The 18,460-nt window shown below is 58.7% G+C and carries 10 protein-coding genes; all 10 read left to right on the forward strand.

Going from position 1 to position 18,460, the window contains the following annotated elements; all coding sequences use genetic code 11:
• Positions 1-2 precede the first annotated feature (2 nt).
• The 10 genes from CFB49_RS03930 to CFB49_RS03975 all read left to right on the forward strand — a co-directional run bounded on the left by CFB49_RS03930 (position 3) and on the right by CFB49_RS03975 (position 18,406).
• The gene (locus tag CFB49_RS03930) at positions 3-752 is read left to right on the forward strand and encodes an ABC transporter ATP-binding protein (RefSeq protein ID WP_089434630.1); all 750 of its coding nucleotides are present in this window, start codon (positions 3-5) and stop codon (positions 750-752) included.
• A 167-nt stretch (positions 753-919) separates the two neighbouring features.
• Complete coding sequence (locus CFB49_RS03935; protein WP_089490730.1) at positions 920-2,797, forward strand: glycosyltransferase family 2 protein; 1,878 nt, start codon at positions 920-922, stop codon at positions 2,795-2,797.
• A gap of 62 nt (positions 2,798-2,859) precedes the next feature.
• On the forward strand, positions 2,860-4,293 hold the full coding sequence (locus tag CFB49_RS03940) for a mannose-1-phosphate guanylyltransferase/mannose-6-phosphate isomerase (RefSeq protein WP_089490731.1): 1,434 nt from the start codon (positions 2,860-2,862) through the stop codon (positions 4,291-4,293).
• Positions 4,294-4,501: 208 nt separating this feature from the next.
• Positions 4,502-7,729: a glycosyltransferase gene (locus CFB49_RS03945; RefSeq protein ID WP_179234856.1), complete on the forward strand. Its 3,228-nt coding sequence runs from the start codon at positions 4,502-4,504 to the stop codon at positions 7,727-7,729.
• A 134-nt stretch (positions 7,730-7,863) separates the two neighbouring features.
• Positions 7,864-8,943, forward strand: coding sequence for a class I SAM-dependent methyltransferase (locus tag CFB49_RS03950; RefSeq protein WP_179234857.1), 1,080 nt, complete (start codon positions 7,864-7,866; stop codon positions 8,941-8,943).
• A gap of 66 nt (positions 8,944-9,009) precedes the next feature.
• On the forward strand, positions 9,010-10,746 hold the full coding sequence (locus CFB49_RS03955) for a glycosyltransferase family 4 protein (RefSeq protein ID WP_179234858.1): 1,737 nt from the start codon (positions 9,010-9,012) through the stop codon (positions 10,744-10,746).
• Entirely contained in the window at positions 10,743-13,133 is a 2,391-nt protein-coding gene (locus CFB49_RS03960) for a glycosyltransferase family 4 protein (RefSeq protein WP_179234859.1), read from the forward strand. The genes CFB49_RS03955 and CFB49_RS03960 overlap by 4 nt, the downstream gene beginning before the upstream one ends.
• A gap of 618 nt (positions 13,134-13,751) precedes the next feature.
• A complete protein-coding gene (locus CFB49_RS03965) occupies positions 13,752-14,687 on the forward strand; it encodes a GDP-L-fucose synthase family protein (protein WP_089435322.1) in 936 nt (311 codons plus the stop codon).
• Positions 14,688-14,771: 84 nt separating this feature from the next.
• Complete coding sequence (locus CFB49_RS03970) at positions 14,772-16,193, forward strand: FkbM family methyltransferase (protein ID WP_089490735.1); 1,422 nt, start codon at positions 14,772-14,774, stop codon at positions 16,191-16,193.
• A gap of 2 nt (positions 16,194-16,195) precedes the next feature.
• Positions 16,196-18,406: a glycosyltransferase gene (locus CFB49_RS03975; RefSeq protein ID WP_089490736.1), complete on the forward strand. Its 2,211-nt coding sequence runs from the start codon at positions 16,196-16,198 to the stop codon at positions 18,404-18,406.
• Positions 18,407-18,460 lie beyond the last annotated feature (54 nt).

Raw genomic sequence — 18,460 nt, forward strand, 5'->3', positions numbered from 1 at the left:
CCATGGCATACATTGAATTGAACAATGTGACGCTCGATCTGCCGATCTTCGATGTGCAGGGGCGATCACTCAAGAAACAAGTGCTCCGCATGGGGCGGCGTAACCGGATCGCCGAGGGCAACGACGGCGTGATCGTCGTGCGCGCGCTCGATAACGTGAATCTGCGTTTCGAACGTGGTGACCGCGTCGGCCTGATCGGGCATAACGGCGCGGGGAAGTCGACGCTGCTTCGCGCGATGGCGGGTATCTATCCGCCCACCGCCGGTACGCTCGCGCGCGATGGGAAAGTCGTGCCGCTGCTCGATATTGGCCTCGGCATGGACGAGAATTCGACCGGGATGCAGAACATCCGGCTTCGAGGGCTGCTGCTCGGCATGTCCGATTCGGAGATTCGCGAGAAGCAACGGGACATCGCCGAATTTTGCGAGCTCGGCGATTATCTCGATCTGCCCATTCGCACGTATTCTAGCGGGATGAAGGTGCGACTTGCGTTCGCAGTGTCGACCGCGGTCGACGCCGAAATCCTGTTGCTTGACGAAGTCATGGGCGTTGGTGACGCATCGTTCATGCATAAGGCCGAGGCACGACTGGCGGATCTGCACAGTCGCGCGGAAATCGTCGTGCTTGCGATGCACTCCAACTCGGAAATCCGTAAGGTTTGCAACAAGGTGCTCTGGATGGAGCGCGGAAGTGTACGGGCGTTCGGGCCGACGGAAGAGATCGTGTCGGCATATGAAGCGGCAACGGCCTGAGCGATCGTCGTAAGCTCCGAAGCTGACGGACGTCGCGTTGGCCGTTCGCGGGCTCGTGAGGCAGGCGGGCGCGATGGCAGCGGGAAGGTCGGGCGCAACATCGAGAGTCGTCGAATCGCAGGCGTTGCAATCGGCGCGCCGGAAGATATGGCAAGGTGTGGGGCAAATTGAAACTGTTGGAGATACATTCGCTGGCGAAACGGGCAGCCGGAGGTGGTGGCCTCCGCGCCGTCCTGCGCAAGGCATATGGCGTATATCGCCGCGAGGGCATCGCTGGCGTGATGCACAAACTCGTTTGGCTGCGGGCCGGCGCGCCCGGAATCATTGGCCGTGACGACTATGTCGATTGGGTACGTCGCTACGATCGGATCGATGATGCGACGCGGGATACCATTCGGCAGCACATCGCCGGTTTCAATCGCCTGCCGGTGATTTCCGTGGTCATGCCCGTGTACAACCCCACGCCCGAATGGTTTGCAGCAGCGATCGAATCGGTACGCGGCCAGCTTTATCCTCATTGGGAATTGTGCATCGCCGATGACGTATCGACCGATCCGGCCGTTCGTCCGTTGATCGAGCGTTACATGAGCGAGGATCAGCGTATCAAGGCTGTATTTCGCGAACAAAACGGGCATATTTCTGCCGCCTCGAACAGCGCTCTGGCGTTGGCGACGGGCGAGTGGGTCGCACTTCTCGATCACGACGATTTGCTTCCGGAACATGCGCTTTACCATGTGGCTAACGTCATCGAGCAGAATCCTTCCGCGCGCATGATCTACTCGGATGAGGACAAGATCGACGAGTCGGGAGTGCGTCACGACCCTTATTTCAAGTGCGCGTGGAATCCCGACTTGTTCTACTCCCACAACATGTTCAGCCATCTTGGCGTTTACGAGAGAGCGTTGCTGAATGAAGTGGGAGGGTTCCGCGTCGGATATGAAGGGTCGCAAGACTACGATCTGGCGTTGCGCTGTATCGAACGCACGGACGTCGCGGCAATCCATCACATTCCACGCGTGCTTTATCACTGGCGGGTTCATTCGGAGAGCACCGCTTTCAGCTCGGACGCGAAACCTTATGCCGCGGTCGCCGGAGAGCGGGCCCTCAACGAGCATTTCGAGCGGCGGGGCGTGGACTGCAAAGTGGAGTACATCGGCTATGGCTATCGGGCCCGGTATGCGTTGCCGGCGAGGCAGCCGCTCGTCAGCCTGATCATCCCGACGCGCAATGCCGCTCAACTGGTGCGCCGATGTATCACCAGCATTTTCGAGAAAACGACGTACGCGAACTATGAAGTCATCCTGATCGACAATGGTTCTGACGATCCGGAAGCCTTGCGCTATTTTGAATCGATAGCCGGGGATCCCCGTATCCGCGTCTTGCGCGATGACAGTCCGTTCAATTATTCCGCGTTGAACAATGCGGCCGTCGAACAGGCGAACGGTGAGTTGGTCGGGCTGCTGAACAACGATGTCGAGGTCATATCGCCGGACTGGTTGTCGGAAATGGTTGCGCTGGCGTTGCAATCGGAAGTTGGGGCCGTCGGGGCGAAGCTTCTTTATCCGGACGATACAATTCAGCATGCCGGACTAGTCCTGGGCATTCTGGGTGTGGCCGGGAACGCCCATAAACACCTGCCACGCGCGGCGCGTGGATATTTCGGCAGAGCAGGCCTCATCAACGCCTTCTCGGCAGTCACTGCGGCTTGCCTTGTCGTGCGCACGTCGATCTATCGCGAGGTGGGCGGGTTGAACGAGCGGGATCTGGCGATTGCCTATAACGATGTCGACTTTTGCCTTCGCATCGGTGAGGCCGGCTACCGAAACGTTTGGACCCCATTTGCAGAGTTGTACCACCACGAGTCGGCCACGCGCGGACGTGACGACGATCCTGTCAGGCGAGCGCGCTTCGAGCGCGAGTTCGAGTATATGAAGGGACGTTGGGGGGACCGCCTGAAGCACGATCCTTTCTACAGCCCGAATCTGACTTTGGCGCGTGACGACTTTGGTTTGGCATGGCCGCCGCGGGTGGAAGTACCCGCATAGCCGCTTGTGCCGAACTTCTCGCACATGCAGTTCTTAGAGCATCATCATTTTACGGAGTTGACGTGAACGTATATCCGGTTGTCTTGTGTGGCGGCAGCGGTACCCGACTCTGGCCGATGTCACGCGGCGGGTACCCGAAGCAATATCTGAAACTGACGGGCAGTCACACGCTCGTACAGCAGACGGTCCGGCGTTTGCATGGTATGGCGGACGTGAATTCGCCGATCGTGATCACCAATACGGAGCAGCGCTTCCTCGTTGCCGACCAATTGCGCAGCATCGACGTGACGCCTTCTGCGGTCGTACTCGAGCCGGTTGGAAGGAATACGGCGCCGGCGGTGGCCGCCGCCGCGCTGCTCGCGCTGGAACAGACGCCGGACGCCTTGCTGCTCGTGCTGCCTTCGGACCACGTCATTCTCGACGAAGCAGTCTTCGCACGAATCGCGTCGACCGCCCGGGACATCGCGAACGAGGGGCATCTGGTGACTTTCGGTATCGAACCGACAAAACCGCATACCGGTTATGGCTATATTCGTCGCAGCGACGCACTTGCGTCGCATGAAGGCGCCTACGGTGTGGATGCGTTCATCGAGAAACCGGACAGCGCCACGGCGGAGCGGTTTCTCGCGGACGGCGACTACTATTGGAACAGCGGCATGTTCATGCTCAAGGCGTCCGTGTACCTCGAAGAACTGGCGCGCTTCGAGCCCGCCGTTCTCAAGCAGGTCGAACTGGCGCTTGCGCAGGCGAAGCGCGACGACGACTTCGTGCGACTCGATCCCGATGCGTTCCAGGAAAGCCCGAATATCTCGATCGACTATGCGGTGATGGAGAAGACTCATCGCGCAGTGATGGTCGCGACAACCGGCCTCAACTGGAGCGACATCGGTTCGTGGGCAGCACTCGCAGAGATTTCCGCCGCCGACGAGGAAGGCAATACCGTGCTGGGTGACGTGCTGACGGACGAAGTGACCGACAGCTACATTCGCGCGGATCACAGGATGGTTGCCGCGATCGGCGTCAAGGATCTCGTCATCGTCGAAACGGCGGATGCGGTGCTCGTCACGCATCGCGACGAGTCGGAACGCGTGAAGAAGATCGTCGAACGGCTCAGCGCGATGGGTCGGCATGAATCGGTCACGCACCGGAAAGTCGTTCGGCCTTGGGGCTCTTATGAAAGCATCGATCAGGGCGAGCGCTTTCAGGTAAAGCGCATCATCGTCAATCCGGGCTCATCGCTGAGTCTGCAAATGCATCATCATCGCGCGGAACACTGGATCGTCGTCCGTGGGACGGCACGCGTTTTCAATGGCGACCTGGTGACGTTGCTGAGCGAAAACCAGTCGACCTACATTCCGCTCGGTGTGACGCATCGTCTTGAAAATCCCGGCAAGATCCCGCTCGAACTGATCGAGGTCCAATCCGGGGCGTACCTCGGCGAAGACGACATCGTCCGCTTCGAGGATCACTATGGGCGGGTGCCCGCGTCGTCGTAAGCGCCACGTCAATCGCCGAGGCTTTTGGTCACATCCGGCAGGTTCGTCTTGGACGCGTGCCGGTAACCGAAGGCCCGGTGGCGAAGGCGGAAAGGTGGCGCTCGAGCATCCGTGCCCCCCATGAACGGAGCCGCTGTCGGCCGGTCTGGAAATGAACGTAGCCACGGTTGGGACGAGGGTCTTCCCCGGCTGCCAACGTAAAGCAAACATGACTATTGAAACTGCACTGAGAAAAACCCTGCTCGTCATTCCATCGATCAATGGCGCCAAACTTCTGGAGCGGATGCTGCCGACGCTTCGGATTCCTGGTGAACTGGTCGTGGTGCTGGATCAGGGGAGTGCGGACAATACTGAAGAAGTATGTCGCAGCGCAGGTGTCGGCCTGCTGCAGCTTGGGCGAGCGCACACGTACACCGAGGCGTGCAACATTGGCGCGGAAATGGCCAAGGAGCGCGGGTGTGATTTTGTCTTTGTCGCCAACAACGATCTCACGTTTACAACCGATGTAATTCGCGAGTTGCTTGCGGAGCTTTTGACGGATCCGGACCTCGCCATCGTGGCGCCGGCACAGATCCTCATCGACAAGACCGCCGCGCAGAGAAAGCTGGCCTACCGGGTCTGCTGGGATCTCGAGACGTTGACTTTCAAGCACGATTTCATCCCGCCTCCGGGCGATACGAAACGTCTGGAAGCCGATTTTTGCGAGCTGACTCTTGCGGGCGTGCGCATGTCGGTCATCGACAAGATCGGTTTTCTCGATAACGAATATGGGTTCTATCACGAGGATGCGGACTTCGGTTTTCGCGTGCGCGACGCCGGATACACCTGTGCATATCTGACTTACTCGCAGATCGAGCACTGGACGAGTTCGACCGTTGCGGAGAAGCCGAGTGAATTCAAGCGCAACTACCTCGCGAAGAACAAGCTCCTGTTTGCGCAGAAGTTTCTTGGGCACTCCGTTTCTCACAGGAATCACCACTCGAAAGAGACGAATTCCTGGAACATCGTCAACAAGAATCTTCATCCGTATTTGAGACGCTACGGTCTCGTTCATCCTGCCGCACCCGAGCTTGTCTTTTCGCATCCAGGTGCAAAGCCTCTCGATTGTCTTTATACGGTTTGGGAGACGTCGCGTTTGCCCGAGTCGTGGCTGGCATTCAAAGAGCGCTACAAGATGGTGCTGACGTCCTCCCGTTGGGGGGTAGAGGTACTGACGCGCGCCGGTTTCGATCGCGTTCATTACGCTCCTCTCGGTATCGAAAGCGATGTCTTTCAGCCTTGGGGGCCGTCGATGCGCTTTTCGGACGGAAAAACCTTTCTGTGGTTTGCCAGCAATCAGTACCGGAAGGGGCTCGACGTCATGGTCAAGGCATGGCGTTCCTTTCATCGTTTGCGACCTGACGCCAGGCTGATCCTGATGGGCACGGGCATCTTGAAAGCCATGCCGAGTCCTGACAGCACGCGCATCTGGAGGAACTTTCGCATAGCCGAATACCTTTCGGAAGGGATCGCGGTTTACGAAAGCGTCGCAGGCATGGACGAGGAGTTTTTGGCGACGCTCTATCGCAGTGCGGATTTCACGGTTTGCTCGTCGCGCTCGGAGGGATTCGGGTTCGGGATTGCCGAATCCATGGCATGCGGTACGCCAGCCATTTTCGGGAATTTCAGCGGAATGGCCGACTTTGCGATTCCCGGTGCGTTGTTGTTGAACGGAATCGAAATCCCGGCCGATTACTCTGACAAGGGTTTCGGCACGATCGGAACCTGGTGGGAGCCGTCCGCCGAGCATCTGGCGACGTTGCTGCTGGAGGCGAACGACATGGACGCGGCGCGATACCGGCTTCTTTCGGAGGCGGGCGTTCGAGCCATTCGCGCGAAATTCTCGTGGCGCGAATGCAGTCTGTCGATCCGTCGAGCGCTGATTGCGGAAAATGAAGGAAAGTTCGAGGTATCGACAAAGCGGTCGAAGACGTCTGCGAATGCACGCGGCATGGCCGGAATGCAGTCGCCGTCGTCTGGCGAAGCGGGCTGGAACACGACGGGTGCGGGCGCGTCCATGAGATGGAAGGGCGTTGTCGTGCGAGGATTCCGTCGTAGCGGCTTTCTGGCGAACTTCTTTGCGGACCGTCTGGAGCAACAGGGTTGGAAGCGCGCGCTTGCGATATCGTCGAAGCAACTGGTCGCTCCTTTTTTCCGGACGCGGATGCAGTGGCTCAGGCAGCGCATCGCAGGCGAAGGGCAGGCATCGGATCAGCAGGCGCTGGTTCTCCCCATTCGCTTCACGAGCGAACCGCTGGAACTGCGGGACGGGGTCCTGTTTATCGGCTATGCCGAGGGCGCATTGGGCCTGGGGCAAGCATTCCGTGCGAACCTGACGGCGGCCGAAGCGGTCGACTTACCGTTTGCTGTCTATCCGTTCCGAGTGGGGATCGAAAGCCGATTGATCGGGGAATACATGCCCCACCGGTACGACAAGAAGCATCCTTACGACGTCAACATGATCGAGGTCGCTTGCGATCAGGTTCCCGCCGTGTTTCGGGAACTGGATCCACGACTATTGGCGCAGTCCTATAACATCCTGTGTCCGTATTGGGAGCTTGCGAGGGCGCCGGAGGCCTGGCGCGGAAATCTTGCTCACATTCATGAGATCTGGGCTCCCAACACGTTCATTGCCGATGCGTTTGCGCATATCTTCGACGGGCCCATCACCGTCATGCCGCCCGCGATGGACGATACCGACGGAGATCATCCGGGGCGGGCGCACTTCGGCATGGACGAGGAGCGCTTTTATTTCATGTTCAGCTTCGATTACTACTCGTCGCCGTTCCGGAAGAATCCACTGGGTGTCCTGCGGGCATTCCAGGAAGCTTTCCCGCTCGGCGACGAGAATGTCGGGCTGGTGATCAAGTCGACCGGGGCACCCGATCATTTCCCCGACATCAAGGCCATCGTGAGCGATGCAATGCGACAGGATCCCCGGATTCTCATGTTCGACTCGAACATGGCGCGCGACGAGATGCTTGGCCTGATCCGTTCGTCGGATGCTTATGTGTCGTTGCATCGTGCCGAAGGTTTCGGGCTCGGCATGGCGGAAGCGATGACGTTCGAGCGGATCGTCATTGGTACCGATTATTCCGGTTGCACCGATTTCCTGACCGCCGAGACAGGCTATCCGATTCCGTACCAGTTGCGGCCGGTGGCGTCCAACGAATATCCGTGGTCGGAAGGGCAGTCCTGGGCGGAGCCCGATCAAGCCGCCGCAGTCGAGGTGATGCGGCACGTTGCAGCGGATCCGTCGGAAGGGCGCAGGCGTGGCAAGTTCGCGCGCGAACGCATCTGGCGCAGCTACGGCTCCGTTCCGGTGGGCGAGGCGATGCGTGGCCGGCTCGAAGTGATTTGGGCGAAACGTCGATCCGAACGGTTGTCACGCGATTGAGAATCGGTCGATCGACATCGCATCGCTTGAGCGCATGACGTTCGCTTAATTGATTTTGCCAAGTTCCTGTCGAGATCGCGTGAAGGGGCAAGTTGATGCTCCTCCAACATCTCAAACGCAATTCGGAGCACCTTATGACTGTGAGTCAACTGAAGCAAACCCTGAAACGCTTCGCGCGACCTTTGCTGGGTCCGCTGCTGTTTCGCTTGAATCGGCCGTTGATGGTGATCGAACCCCGGCTCCAACATCTCGAAAACGAACTGCGATCGTCGTCGGCAACCACGGATCGCCTGAAGCAGGAGTGCAGCCGTAGCCAGCGGACGATCGACGATCTGACCAAGGTCTGGTTGCGAGTGCGCAACGACATGAGCGGAATCGACAATCGGCTCACGCATCTGTCGGACATCGAAGAACGGCTGCAAGCTCGGCTCGATGCGGCTATCGCAACAGCAGTCGAAAAGCGCCTTGAAATGGTGGCGAACGGCTCTGCGCAGCCGATCGACGGTCTTCGTCAAGACATGGCGCGGCGCAGTGCCCAGGTCGATGACACATTGCGCTACTTGCTCGACCGCGTCGAATTCGTACGTCGCGAAATGATGTACGAACTGAGCTACGGCGCCGGACGCAATGCCCGACCGGGCGCCGTATCGGATGATGTCGTCGCGAAGGTGCTGGCGCCGGACAAAGTGGAGCGCGCCAAGGCTGCGGGCAACTTCAAGGTTAACTTGGGATGTGGTCACATCGCGATGCCGGAGTATGTCAATGTCGATGCCCGTGAGGTTCCGGGCGTCGATGTGGTGGCCGATGTCGGCGGTTTGCCTTTTGACAAGGGGAGTGTCGACGAAGTGTTTTCATCGCATCTCGTCGAGCATTTCCCGCAGGAGGAACTGCGTCGGCGATTGTTACCGCACTGGCGGTCCATGTTGAAACCCGGCGGACGCTTGCGAGCGATCGTGCCCGATGGCGAGGCCATGCTCAACGGGGTTGCGGCAGGCAGCTACTCTTTCGACGATTTCCGCGAGGTGTTGTTCGGAAGTCAGGACTACAACGGCGATTTCCATTTCAACCTGTTGACACCGGAAAGTCTCAAGAAATTGGTCGAAGAAGCCGGATTCGGGCAGGTCGAAGTGCCGGTCCGCGGCCGCCGCAACGGTCAGTGCTTCGAATTCGAGCTGTCCGCGATTCGCTTGGGGTCGGCGGACCAACATCAATGAGTGCAGACGGGAAACCGGCGTGCTGAATCGTACCGGCGTGCGTACTCGTCATTAGAAGATCCAATCGTGCTTTCAGATACCAAGAAGCGCCGCAGGCGAATCCTTGTCGTCAGCAATCTGTTTCCGCCACATGTGTTGGGTGGTGCCGAGGTCGTGGCTCGCCGTCAGGCTCTCGGCCTGGCGGCGAGCGGTCATGACGTGATCGTCTTTACGGGAAGAATTGCGGAAAACGCAGACGCCCGCGGCCGTCTCGATCGGGAAGATGACGACGGGATGGTTGTATGGCGCACCAGCGTGACGTCGTTCGAAGCCAGCGACAATTTCAGGAACGACCGCGTCGCGGAGCACTTCAGGGCCATATTGAATTCCGAGCAACCAGACTTGGTCCATTTTCATAATATGGCCGGACTTGGGATGCATCTCATTCCATTAGCGCGACGTCGAGGCATTCCGGTGGTGGTCACGCTCCACGACCTTTGGGGGGTTTGCTACCGCGGAACGAAGCTTCGCGACGATGGTTCGATTTGCGGCAATACCGAAGAGTGCGGAACCCATTGCAGCGCATCGATTCACCCGCATGATCTGGCGCATTCGGTGCCGATGCGTTTGCGGCGAGACTATATCGTCTGGTGTCTCGGGCACGCTTCGGCACTCGTGTCGCCGAGCGCCTCCCTCGCCGATGCGTACGTGCAGGCGGGCGCAGCCCAGCGCGATCGAACCTTCGTGATTTCGAACGGCATTGATCTCCGCCCGTTCCGGGAATTGAAGCGAGTGCCTTCCTCGACGATCCGCTTTCTGTGCGTCGCCTACATGGGGGAGCACAAGGGAATTCCCGATCTCATCGAAGCGGCGAAACGTCTGTCTGACGACGCATCGTTGAAAGGGCGTTGGTCGCTCACCATCGCAGGTGACGGCCACTTGCTGGGAGATATCCAGCGTCAGATTGCCGATTGGGGACTCGATAAGACTGTCCAGTGCCTGGGGCGCGTGCCGCGCGATCGGATCATTGAATTGATGAGCGCCAGTGACGTGATCGTATTGCCCTCACGTTGGCCCGAGAACGAGCCTGTGTCGCTTCTTGAGGCAATGGCTGCGGGTATGGCGCAACTGGCAACGGACGTTGGTGGTATCGGCGCGTTGATCGAGCAGGGAAAGACGGGGACGCTTGTGCCGCCCTGGGCTCCTGACCGGCTTGCCGAAGCCATGCGGGCATACATCGACGCACCCGAGCGCGCCCGCCAAGAGGGCGAAAGGAACGTGGCTCGTCGCGAAGGATATGCGGAAGAAGCCGCTGTTGCCCGCCTGCTTGACGTATATGAGGACGTGCTGGCGGATCCGCGCTCATTGCCCAGCGAACCGATGGTGTTGTGCGCGGGCGGCGCACCGAGCCGGGAAATTGTTGATGCGGTGCAGTCGCTCCATCAGACGGAAGACGAGGTCGGCGCAGGGCGACGCGTACGCTTGCTGTGGCACGACTGGTTGCCTGCGGACGCGTGGGCGGACGCGGCTGCCTTCTGGAACTGGAGCGAGGACATCGAGTTTGCGGCTGCATTGCAGGCCATCCGGTGGGGACTGCCGATCATTGTCTCCGCCGAATGCAAATCCCTGTCGGTGGTGGGGCAGATGTTCGGTGGCGTTCGTGCGGTCGAGTCCGGTGCCGATGTTCGGGACCTGCTGGCGAGCGTCGCGGTCGATCCCGCGGCATTGCCTCGCGCGTGGAATCCGCGCGGCGCTGCCGACATGCTTGCGACAATCGCGCCGCAAGCGTCCTTCCATATCCCTTGCCCGGACATTTGGCCATGAATTTGACGAAAGTAGATCAGGTGCGGAGGCGTCACTTCGTTATCTGCAACGAGCGCTTGTTACCGCGTTTCGGGGTGGATCGTCTCCTGTTGGTGCTGGGCCAAAGCCTTGTGCGGCAAGGGCATCTCGTTACGTTCGTGTGTCTACGCTGCGACGAGGCCGCGGTTCGACAGGTTTCGCCCGCCTTGCAGATATGGGACGACGTCGGGCGTCTGTCGATCGTGTACGCGGAGGAGCGCGCGGCCGAGCATTTGCGTGAACGCTGGAATCAGATGTTTGCCGAGCAGGGTCCCGATGTCGTCATCGTTGGCGGTTGGCCCTTTTTCTCGGCAGCGTCGGTGTGCGCGGAGCGCGGCGCCAAGTCTGTCTTTATCGACGCCGGCGCGGTGCCTCAGGACGGCATGCCGGAGGGCGTGCTGCCGACGCAGCGCGAATTGCGGCGCATCCGGGCGCGCGAACTTCCCCGCTTCAGCGCCGTCCTGCCAATCAGTGCGTTCATTCGCGAAACCCAGACCCTGCCGGACCGGGGAAGCGCGGCGGGCGTGGAGACGATCCTGCTTGGCGCAGATCATTTGCAGAGTTCCCTGTTTGGTGCGCCTGACGGCAGTCACGTCGATGACGAGGCATTGAGTCACGTACGATCTCTCGTCGCGACCGGTTTCAAACCGGTGATGTTGCTTGGGCGTTTCGAGCCGCTGGGCTACAAGAATGGCCCGGTCGGTCTGCAGGTATTCGAACGTATCCACGAGATTGTTCCTGAAGCGCGGCTGCTGGTGCTGGCGCGCGAAGGAGAATTCGCGGTACCCGAAAAAATCGCCGATGCAATCGTATTCCTCGGTTTCGTCGGGGATGCCGCGCTCAACGAGATCATGCGCCAGTGCGAACTGGGCATAACGGTGTCACTGTGGGAAGGCTTCAATTTGCCACTGGCGGAAATGCAGTGGTTGAGTCGCCCGGTACTTGCATTCAGCCTCGGCGCCCACCCGGAAGTCATTGCGGATCCATGGCTGCTTTGTGGTCAACCGGACGACATGGTCTACAAGGCCGTGCATATTTTGACGCAGGGCATTCCGTCTCATCTGACCGAGGCGCGGTTCGAACGGTTTCGCTCGTCCTTTGGTTGGAAAGCGACGCTTGACCAATATCTGTCCGCGTTGGCGCGCATCGCGGATCAACCTGTGCGCGAGACGCTCTCTGCGGAATCCGCGGCGTCTGCCGCCCCGAGACTGGTGCTGGTGGATTGCACCAATTCGGCCGTCGATCCAGCCAACCCCGGCGTGATTCGCGTCACACGACGTTTGTGCCGAGCGCTTCAGGGTTCGGCCGGGGTGATGCCGGTGTTCGTGCGCTGGGATCCGGACATCGAAGGCTATCGGCTGCTCACCGATCGCGAGGGAGAGACGTTGGCGACCTATGACGGACCTGTGCACGTCTCGTTGCGGGACGCGTTCGGGACTGTCGAAAATTGCATGAAGGTGCTCGGTAATGGCAAGGCGCCGGTATTCTTTTTCCCCGAGGTCGCCTTGGACGGTACGGTGCACAAGCGGGTCTTATGGGCTCGCGCGCGGAATCTCGTTATCGGCGGTATTTTGTACGATGTCATCCCGATATCGCATCCGCCGTTTTGTGCACGAGAAGTCGTCGAGAAGTTTCCCGGCTATCTGGAGGCACTGGCTTCATTCGATACCATCTGGTCGATTTCCCGCGAGAGTCTCAAGGAATTCCAGGGCTATGCCGCGCGAGTTGGACTTCCATGCCCGTCGGGGGAAGCTGTCTATCTGCCTGGGCAGTTCGGTGCCCGGCCGCGTGTGCAGGCATTCGCCGACGAGCCCGGTAACGGGGCATTGACGATCCTTTGTGTCTGCAGCATCGAACCGCGCAAGAATCACCGGACATTGGTGGAGGCCTATCGATTGCTGCGAGCGCGTCGCCCGGATCTACCGTTGCAACTCGTTCTGGTGGGTCATCGCTTCGCCGAAGCGGACGACCTGATTGCATGGCTCCAGCACATGATGGCGGAGGATCCAAGTATCAAATGGGCAGGCTTGCTGACCGATGAAGCGCTTGCCGAGGAGTTTCGCCGTGCCGCCTTTACCGTCTATCCGTCAATTGTCGAGGGATACGGGTTGCCGATCATGGAGAGTCTTTGGATGGGTACACCATGTCTGTGCCATTCCGAGGGAGTCATGGCCGAACTCGCGGAAAAAGGCGGCTGCATGACCGTGAACATGCTTGACGAACATGCGCTTGCAGCAGCGATGGAACAGTTGGCCACGCAGCCGGAGTTGCGTCGCCGCTTGGCGCAAGATGCCCTTGATCGCGAGATCTTCGATTGGGCGGATTACGGCTCGGAAATCGAGGCGCGAATCGCGGAGTGCGTCGGCTAAGGCGTCGCGACCTGCTTCGATGGCGAGGCTTGGGGCAGGCGGCGCTCGTCGCCGCTTCACTCCGCGTCGACCATAGGCCAAGTGCTTTCAGATAATTCTTCTGGTCGCCACGCGGACGGGAGGGGGATGGATTCAACCCGAAAGGCCCGGTGCCGGGTGATTTGACGGTCAAAATGCTCGTGCCGTTCTTGGCGCATCCTGGGCGTTCGGTGGTTCATACTCGAACTTTAATGCGACCCTAATCTCAATATGGCCGATACCTGTCAATCGGTAATCTGGCGTGGATCCAGTGACGAGATTTTCCGGGTAGAACGTGCTGCATGGCGGTCCGCCGCGGAACGAGGGGCGTGCCCGCTGCGCGGGGCAACGATCACAACCGCACGACGTCATCAAAAAATACGCCTTCCGGCGGTAATCTGGGCAACGGATTTGTCCGGTTCGGACTGTCTCATCTCAAAAATGCTCCCGGGCGCACAGTTCAGTGATTTAAAATTTCTTTATAATTTTCGCTCGCTGTAAAGTTGCGAAGGTTGTCAGACAACCATCTTGTGTCAATTTCCCCGATTTGTGGCAACTACGTGAATGCTCGGATCGGCGCGCTATAAAGAGAGGCTAGGCATGACCGTATCGAGCGAGCGAGTTTTGATCACCGGGGCAGGCGGCGTAATCGGCCGCGCCCTGAAGAAGGAGTTGAGCGATGCTGGATACCAGAACGTTGTTGCAATTGCAAGCGGAGACGTTGATTTAAGGGATCAGATCGCGACGGAGCGCGCCTTCGACGAGTTGCGTCCCACACTTGTGTTCCATTTGGCCGCGCGCGTCTATGGAATTATGGGGAACATGTCCAACCGCGGTGTTGCATACCTCGACAACGTCCGGATCAACACCAACGTGATCGATGCAGCTCGCCAGACCGGTTGCCGCAAGATTGTCGCAATGGGTTCCACGGCAATTTACTCGGATCGCGTTCGCTTGCCGATGTCCGAGGACGAAATCTGGGTTGGCGAGCCGCATCATTCCGAAGCGCCGTATGCGCATAGCAAGCGGAGCATGCTTGCGCAACTGGAGGCATACAAGGAGCAGTACGGTATCGACTACGCATTTTGCGTATCCACCAACCTGTTTGGGCCTTACGACAAGTTTGACGAGAAGTTCGGCCACGTCATCCCGTCGCTCGTGTCAAAGTTTCAACGGGCCGTCGACTTGGGTCAACCCCTCACGGTTTGGGGAACGGGGAAGGCCGAGCGCGATTTCCTGTTCAGCTCGGACGCTGCCTATGCCATGCGTCTCGTCGCGGAAAAACATAGCGGTGCGATCAATATCGCGACAGGTGAGTCGCACACGATCCGCGATACGGTCGATACGCTGTGCCGCATCTCGGGCTACCAAGGCACCGTCGAGTGGGATGCGACGAAGCCGGACGGACAGAAATTGCGTGCATACGACGTGTCGCGCCTGAAGGCCTTGGGATTCAAGCCCAGGGTGCCGTTCGAGGACGCTCTTGCAGCCACCTATGACTGGTATTGCAACAACGTTGCAACCGCCAGAAAGTAAGACGCTTCGCACGGAGTGGGCTCGTTGCTTCGCGCGCGAACTCGCTGTCCCCTCAATCCATCGTTGCCGAGCGTTGTCCAACAGATGAAATTTGTATCGTACGCACAGAACTTCGAAGACGTCATGCTGTGGCGCGCTCTTGCCAAGGTAGAGCGTGGTTTTTACATAGACGTTGGCGCCTCGGAGCCGTATGCGGATTCAGTCACTGCGGCCTTTTATGAGCGTGGCTGGCGTGGCATAAATATCGAACCCATGAGCGGCCCCTTTGGTCGTCTCGTCGAAGCGCGACCGGAGGATGTCAATCTGGAAATCGCGATCGAGAATAAACGAACGGCTGCACGATATTTCGCGGTCGACGGCGGTAACGGGATTTCAACCGGCGTGAAAAGGCTGGCCGACTCGTACCGGGACTCGAATTGGGATGTCAGTCAGATAACGGTTGCCGTCACAAAGCTGAGCGACATTTGCGAGAAATATGTTGGCGATCGATCGATTCACTTCCTGAAGATAGATGTCGAGGGGAATGAGCGCGAGGTGCTCGCGAGTGCGGATTTCGACAGATTCCGCCCGTGGATCGTACTGGTGGAGGCAACGGAGCCGAACTCACCCGTTCCCTCCCATTACGATTGGGAGGAGCTCCTGCTGAACGCGAAATATCGTTTCGTCTATTTCGACGGATTGAATCGGTTTTATGTTGCCGATGAGAAATTCGCAGAACTCGCACCGGCTTTTGCGACGCCGCCAAACTGGTTCGATGGCTTCGTTCGTGCTGCCGAGGCAAACGCCGTGCGAAAAACGGCAGATTTGGAGGCAAATCTCTCGGATGTGACACGGCAATTGCACGAAGTGCGAGATGGCTGGTTGATGGAAAGGGAAGGCCGCCAGAATATGGAGAATATGTTGGCCGAAGCACAAAAGGGATGGGCTCTGGAGAAGGGCGCACGTGAGAATCTGGAGGCAAGGCTGAGCGCCATTGATTTTCAGACGGGCAATGGTACACACAAATCCAATGGTGAATCGACGCGGGAGGCCGACGATTCCGAGCCGGACGCGAAGCGCTCCATGGGTAATGAAGACCTCGGTGCGTCTCTTCGGGCAGAGGTCGAAGCGCTGCGTGCACAGCTTGAGGACAGTGAGAAGCGGGTGTCGGCGCTCGGTCGCGAAAGCGACAGTTGCTATCAGGAACTCTACGAGTCGTCGAGACACGCCGCATGGCTGAGTCACGAAAGAATTCGTCTCCTCTCGCGTGTCGACGAGTCCGAACGGCTCATTATGACGCTTCGGTCGCAAAAAGAAGAATTCGAGCAGCGAAGTGCAGCTCTTCAATCGCGGAACGAAGAGCTGGAAGGGCTCGTGGCAGTCCTGCAATCGCAAAACCAACAGTTGTCAGCGGAGATCGCCGCCGAGGCACGGAAATCGGCGGATGCACTTCGAGCAGTATTTGCCAGTACGTCGTGGCGGCTGACGAAACCACTTCGTAGTATCAAGCTCGCAATTCGACGATAGTCATGGTTTCTACGGAGCAAGTTTTGGCAGCTGAATCAGATTCGATTTGCGTGATCGGGCGGTGTACGTTTGGGACGGGCATTGGCGCGGTCACTTTCGCCGCGTGTGAGTTGCTGAGTCGATATTATTCGATCTCCATTTTTCCGACTGAGCCTCACTTCCGTTCGGAACGCGAGATCGTCCTGCCGAACGGCACTGCGATTCCTGTATGCACGGATCTGTCGAGGGTGAAGGTCGCTTTTTACACGGACGTGCTGTGGAACGGTGCATACGACTTCAACTACACGCTTGTTCCGCGCGATGCGTTGAGTTTTGCCCATGTGGCTTACGATTCCGACGAGTTGCCGTCGCAGTGGGTCAATATTCTCAACGAGCATTTCGATTTCGCGCTATTCATGAGTCGACATCTGGAAGATGTCGCGTTGAAGTCGGGTGTCGAGATCGGCGTCGGTACGCTGCCGCTCGCGCTGGACATCGAACGGCTATTGAGCCGACCCTTCAGAGCGCAGTCGGGCGGCAAGATCAAGTTCTGCTCGATCGCTGCGTTTCATGCGCGCAAGGGTGTCGAGGCACTTGTTGAGGGGTTCATCAAGGCGTTCGGATCTCGCGATGATGTTGAACTGACCATTCACTCGAATCTTGCAATCGGCGACAGCCTTGAGCGCGTCCGACGACTGGTAGAGGGTCGGGATGCACGAAATATCGTGATCAGTTGTGCACCGCTCAGCGATCAGGAAAAGAACGCGCTGATCGAAGGTTGCGACATTTTTGTCAATTGCTCCCGTGGGGAAGGCTATTCCATCGGCCCGCGAGAGGCACTCGCATTGGGCAAGGTGCTGGCAATCACCAACGTCGGCGGTCATAACGATCTGTACCCGGCGCCTGGGGTGTTCGCGATACCGGCGACGATCGCGATGCCTGCGCGTTATCCGGAGATCGACAACTTGGTTGCAGGACGGCAATATGCGGCTGACATTGCCGATATAGCGACTGCGCTGACGGATGCTTTCGAGTACGTGTCATCCGGCCTGAGTGGACAGACGATGCGCGTGCGGCGCGAGCTTGCTGCCGAATTCAGCTTTACGAACCTGGCGGTGAACTATGGCGAATTGATCGACACTCGGCTCCGGTCCTTTCGCCCCCGGGAAAAAGGGTCGCGTTTCGCCAGACCTCCGGCGCAATTGCTTGCAACGGTCGAGCGTGTGATCGGTTCTCGTTCCGCCGCCTTGCCGGGTGTGGATCGCGTTATCGCGCAAGCGCATGACGGCGGCTTCTTCTCGGTCTTCAATGCATTCATGAGTCATTTGGTGTGGGACCAAGGTGACAAGAGATGTCACATGGTTTTGCCCGACTGGAATGTGGATCGCATGATCGATCGGCTGGGCACCGACAAGTTTACGAGCTTCTGCTATGGGCGCCCGGGCGAGGGGAATGTCTGGTCCAAACTTTTCCAGCCCCTTTACGGTCTCACCGAAGAGGAAATGGACGACCCAGATTTTCTATACAAAAAGGGGCGCCCACCGCTTGCGACCTTCAATGCGGACCGTGAACCGCAGCTCACCTATATTCACGCCTATAAGCTGTATACGAGCGGACAATTTGCTCGATTTCGCCGGCAGTATCACAAAGTCTTCAAGGATCACGTTCGCCTTCAGGAAAAATATCAGAGCGAACTCGACGAATTTCGTGCTCGCCACTTCGAAGGCAAATTCGTCATTGCGGCGCACGTCAAGCATCCGAGTCACGTCATCGAACAACCCGACGGCAAGATCGCACACGTGCAGGCGTATATAGACAAGGTCCGCTCTCAGCTGAACGCTCGAGGAATCGACGAGCACTCGTCGGAGTGGGCAGTATTTCTCGCGACGGATCAGGATCGCGTCGTCGATGCATTCCGGGCCGAGTTTGGTGACCGGATGGCGTGCTATTCCGACGTCCGTCGAACGACGAACGCGGAAGATGCGCGCTACGATCAGCTCACACCCGAACAGCGACGAGCAGAAGGATTCCAGGTGCAGCACCTTGTCGCCGCGAACCAGGCTAACTGGGACGCCAGAATGGCGTGGGAAGTAATCCGGGATGCGATGACGATGTCTTATTGCCACATACTGCTGCATATCGTGAGCAATGTTTCAACGGCGGTGTCGTACATGAATCCCGACATCGAGCTCGTCTTTTGTTCAGCAGACGAGCTCAGCAAGGCAGGCGCGTGACGACTGCGTTTTTTATTTGAGAAAGCGTGGCGCGGCCGATGGCCGTCGCCATAC

This window comes from Burkholderia sp. AU17457 (assembly GCF_002223255.1).
GTDB lineage: Bacteria > Pseudomonadota > Gammaproteobacteria > Burkholderiales > Burkholderiaceae > Burkholderia > Burkholderia sola.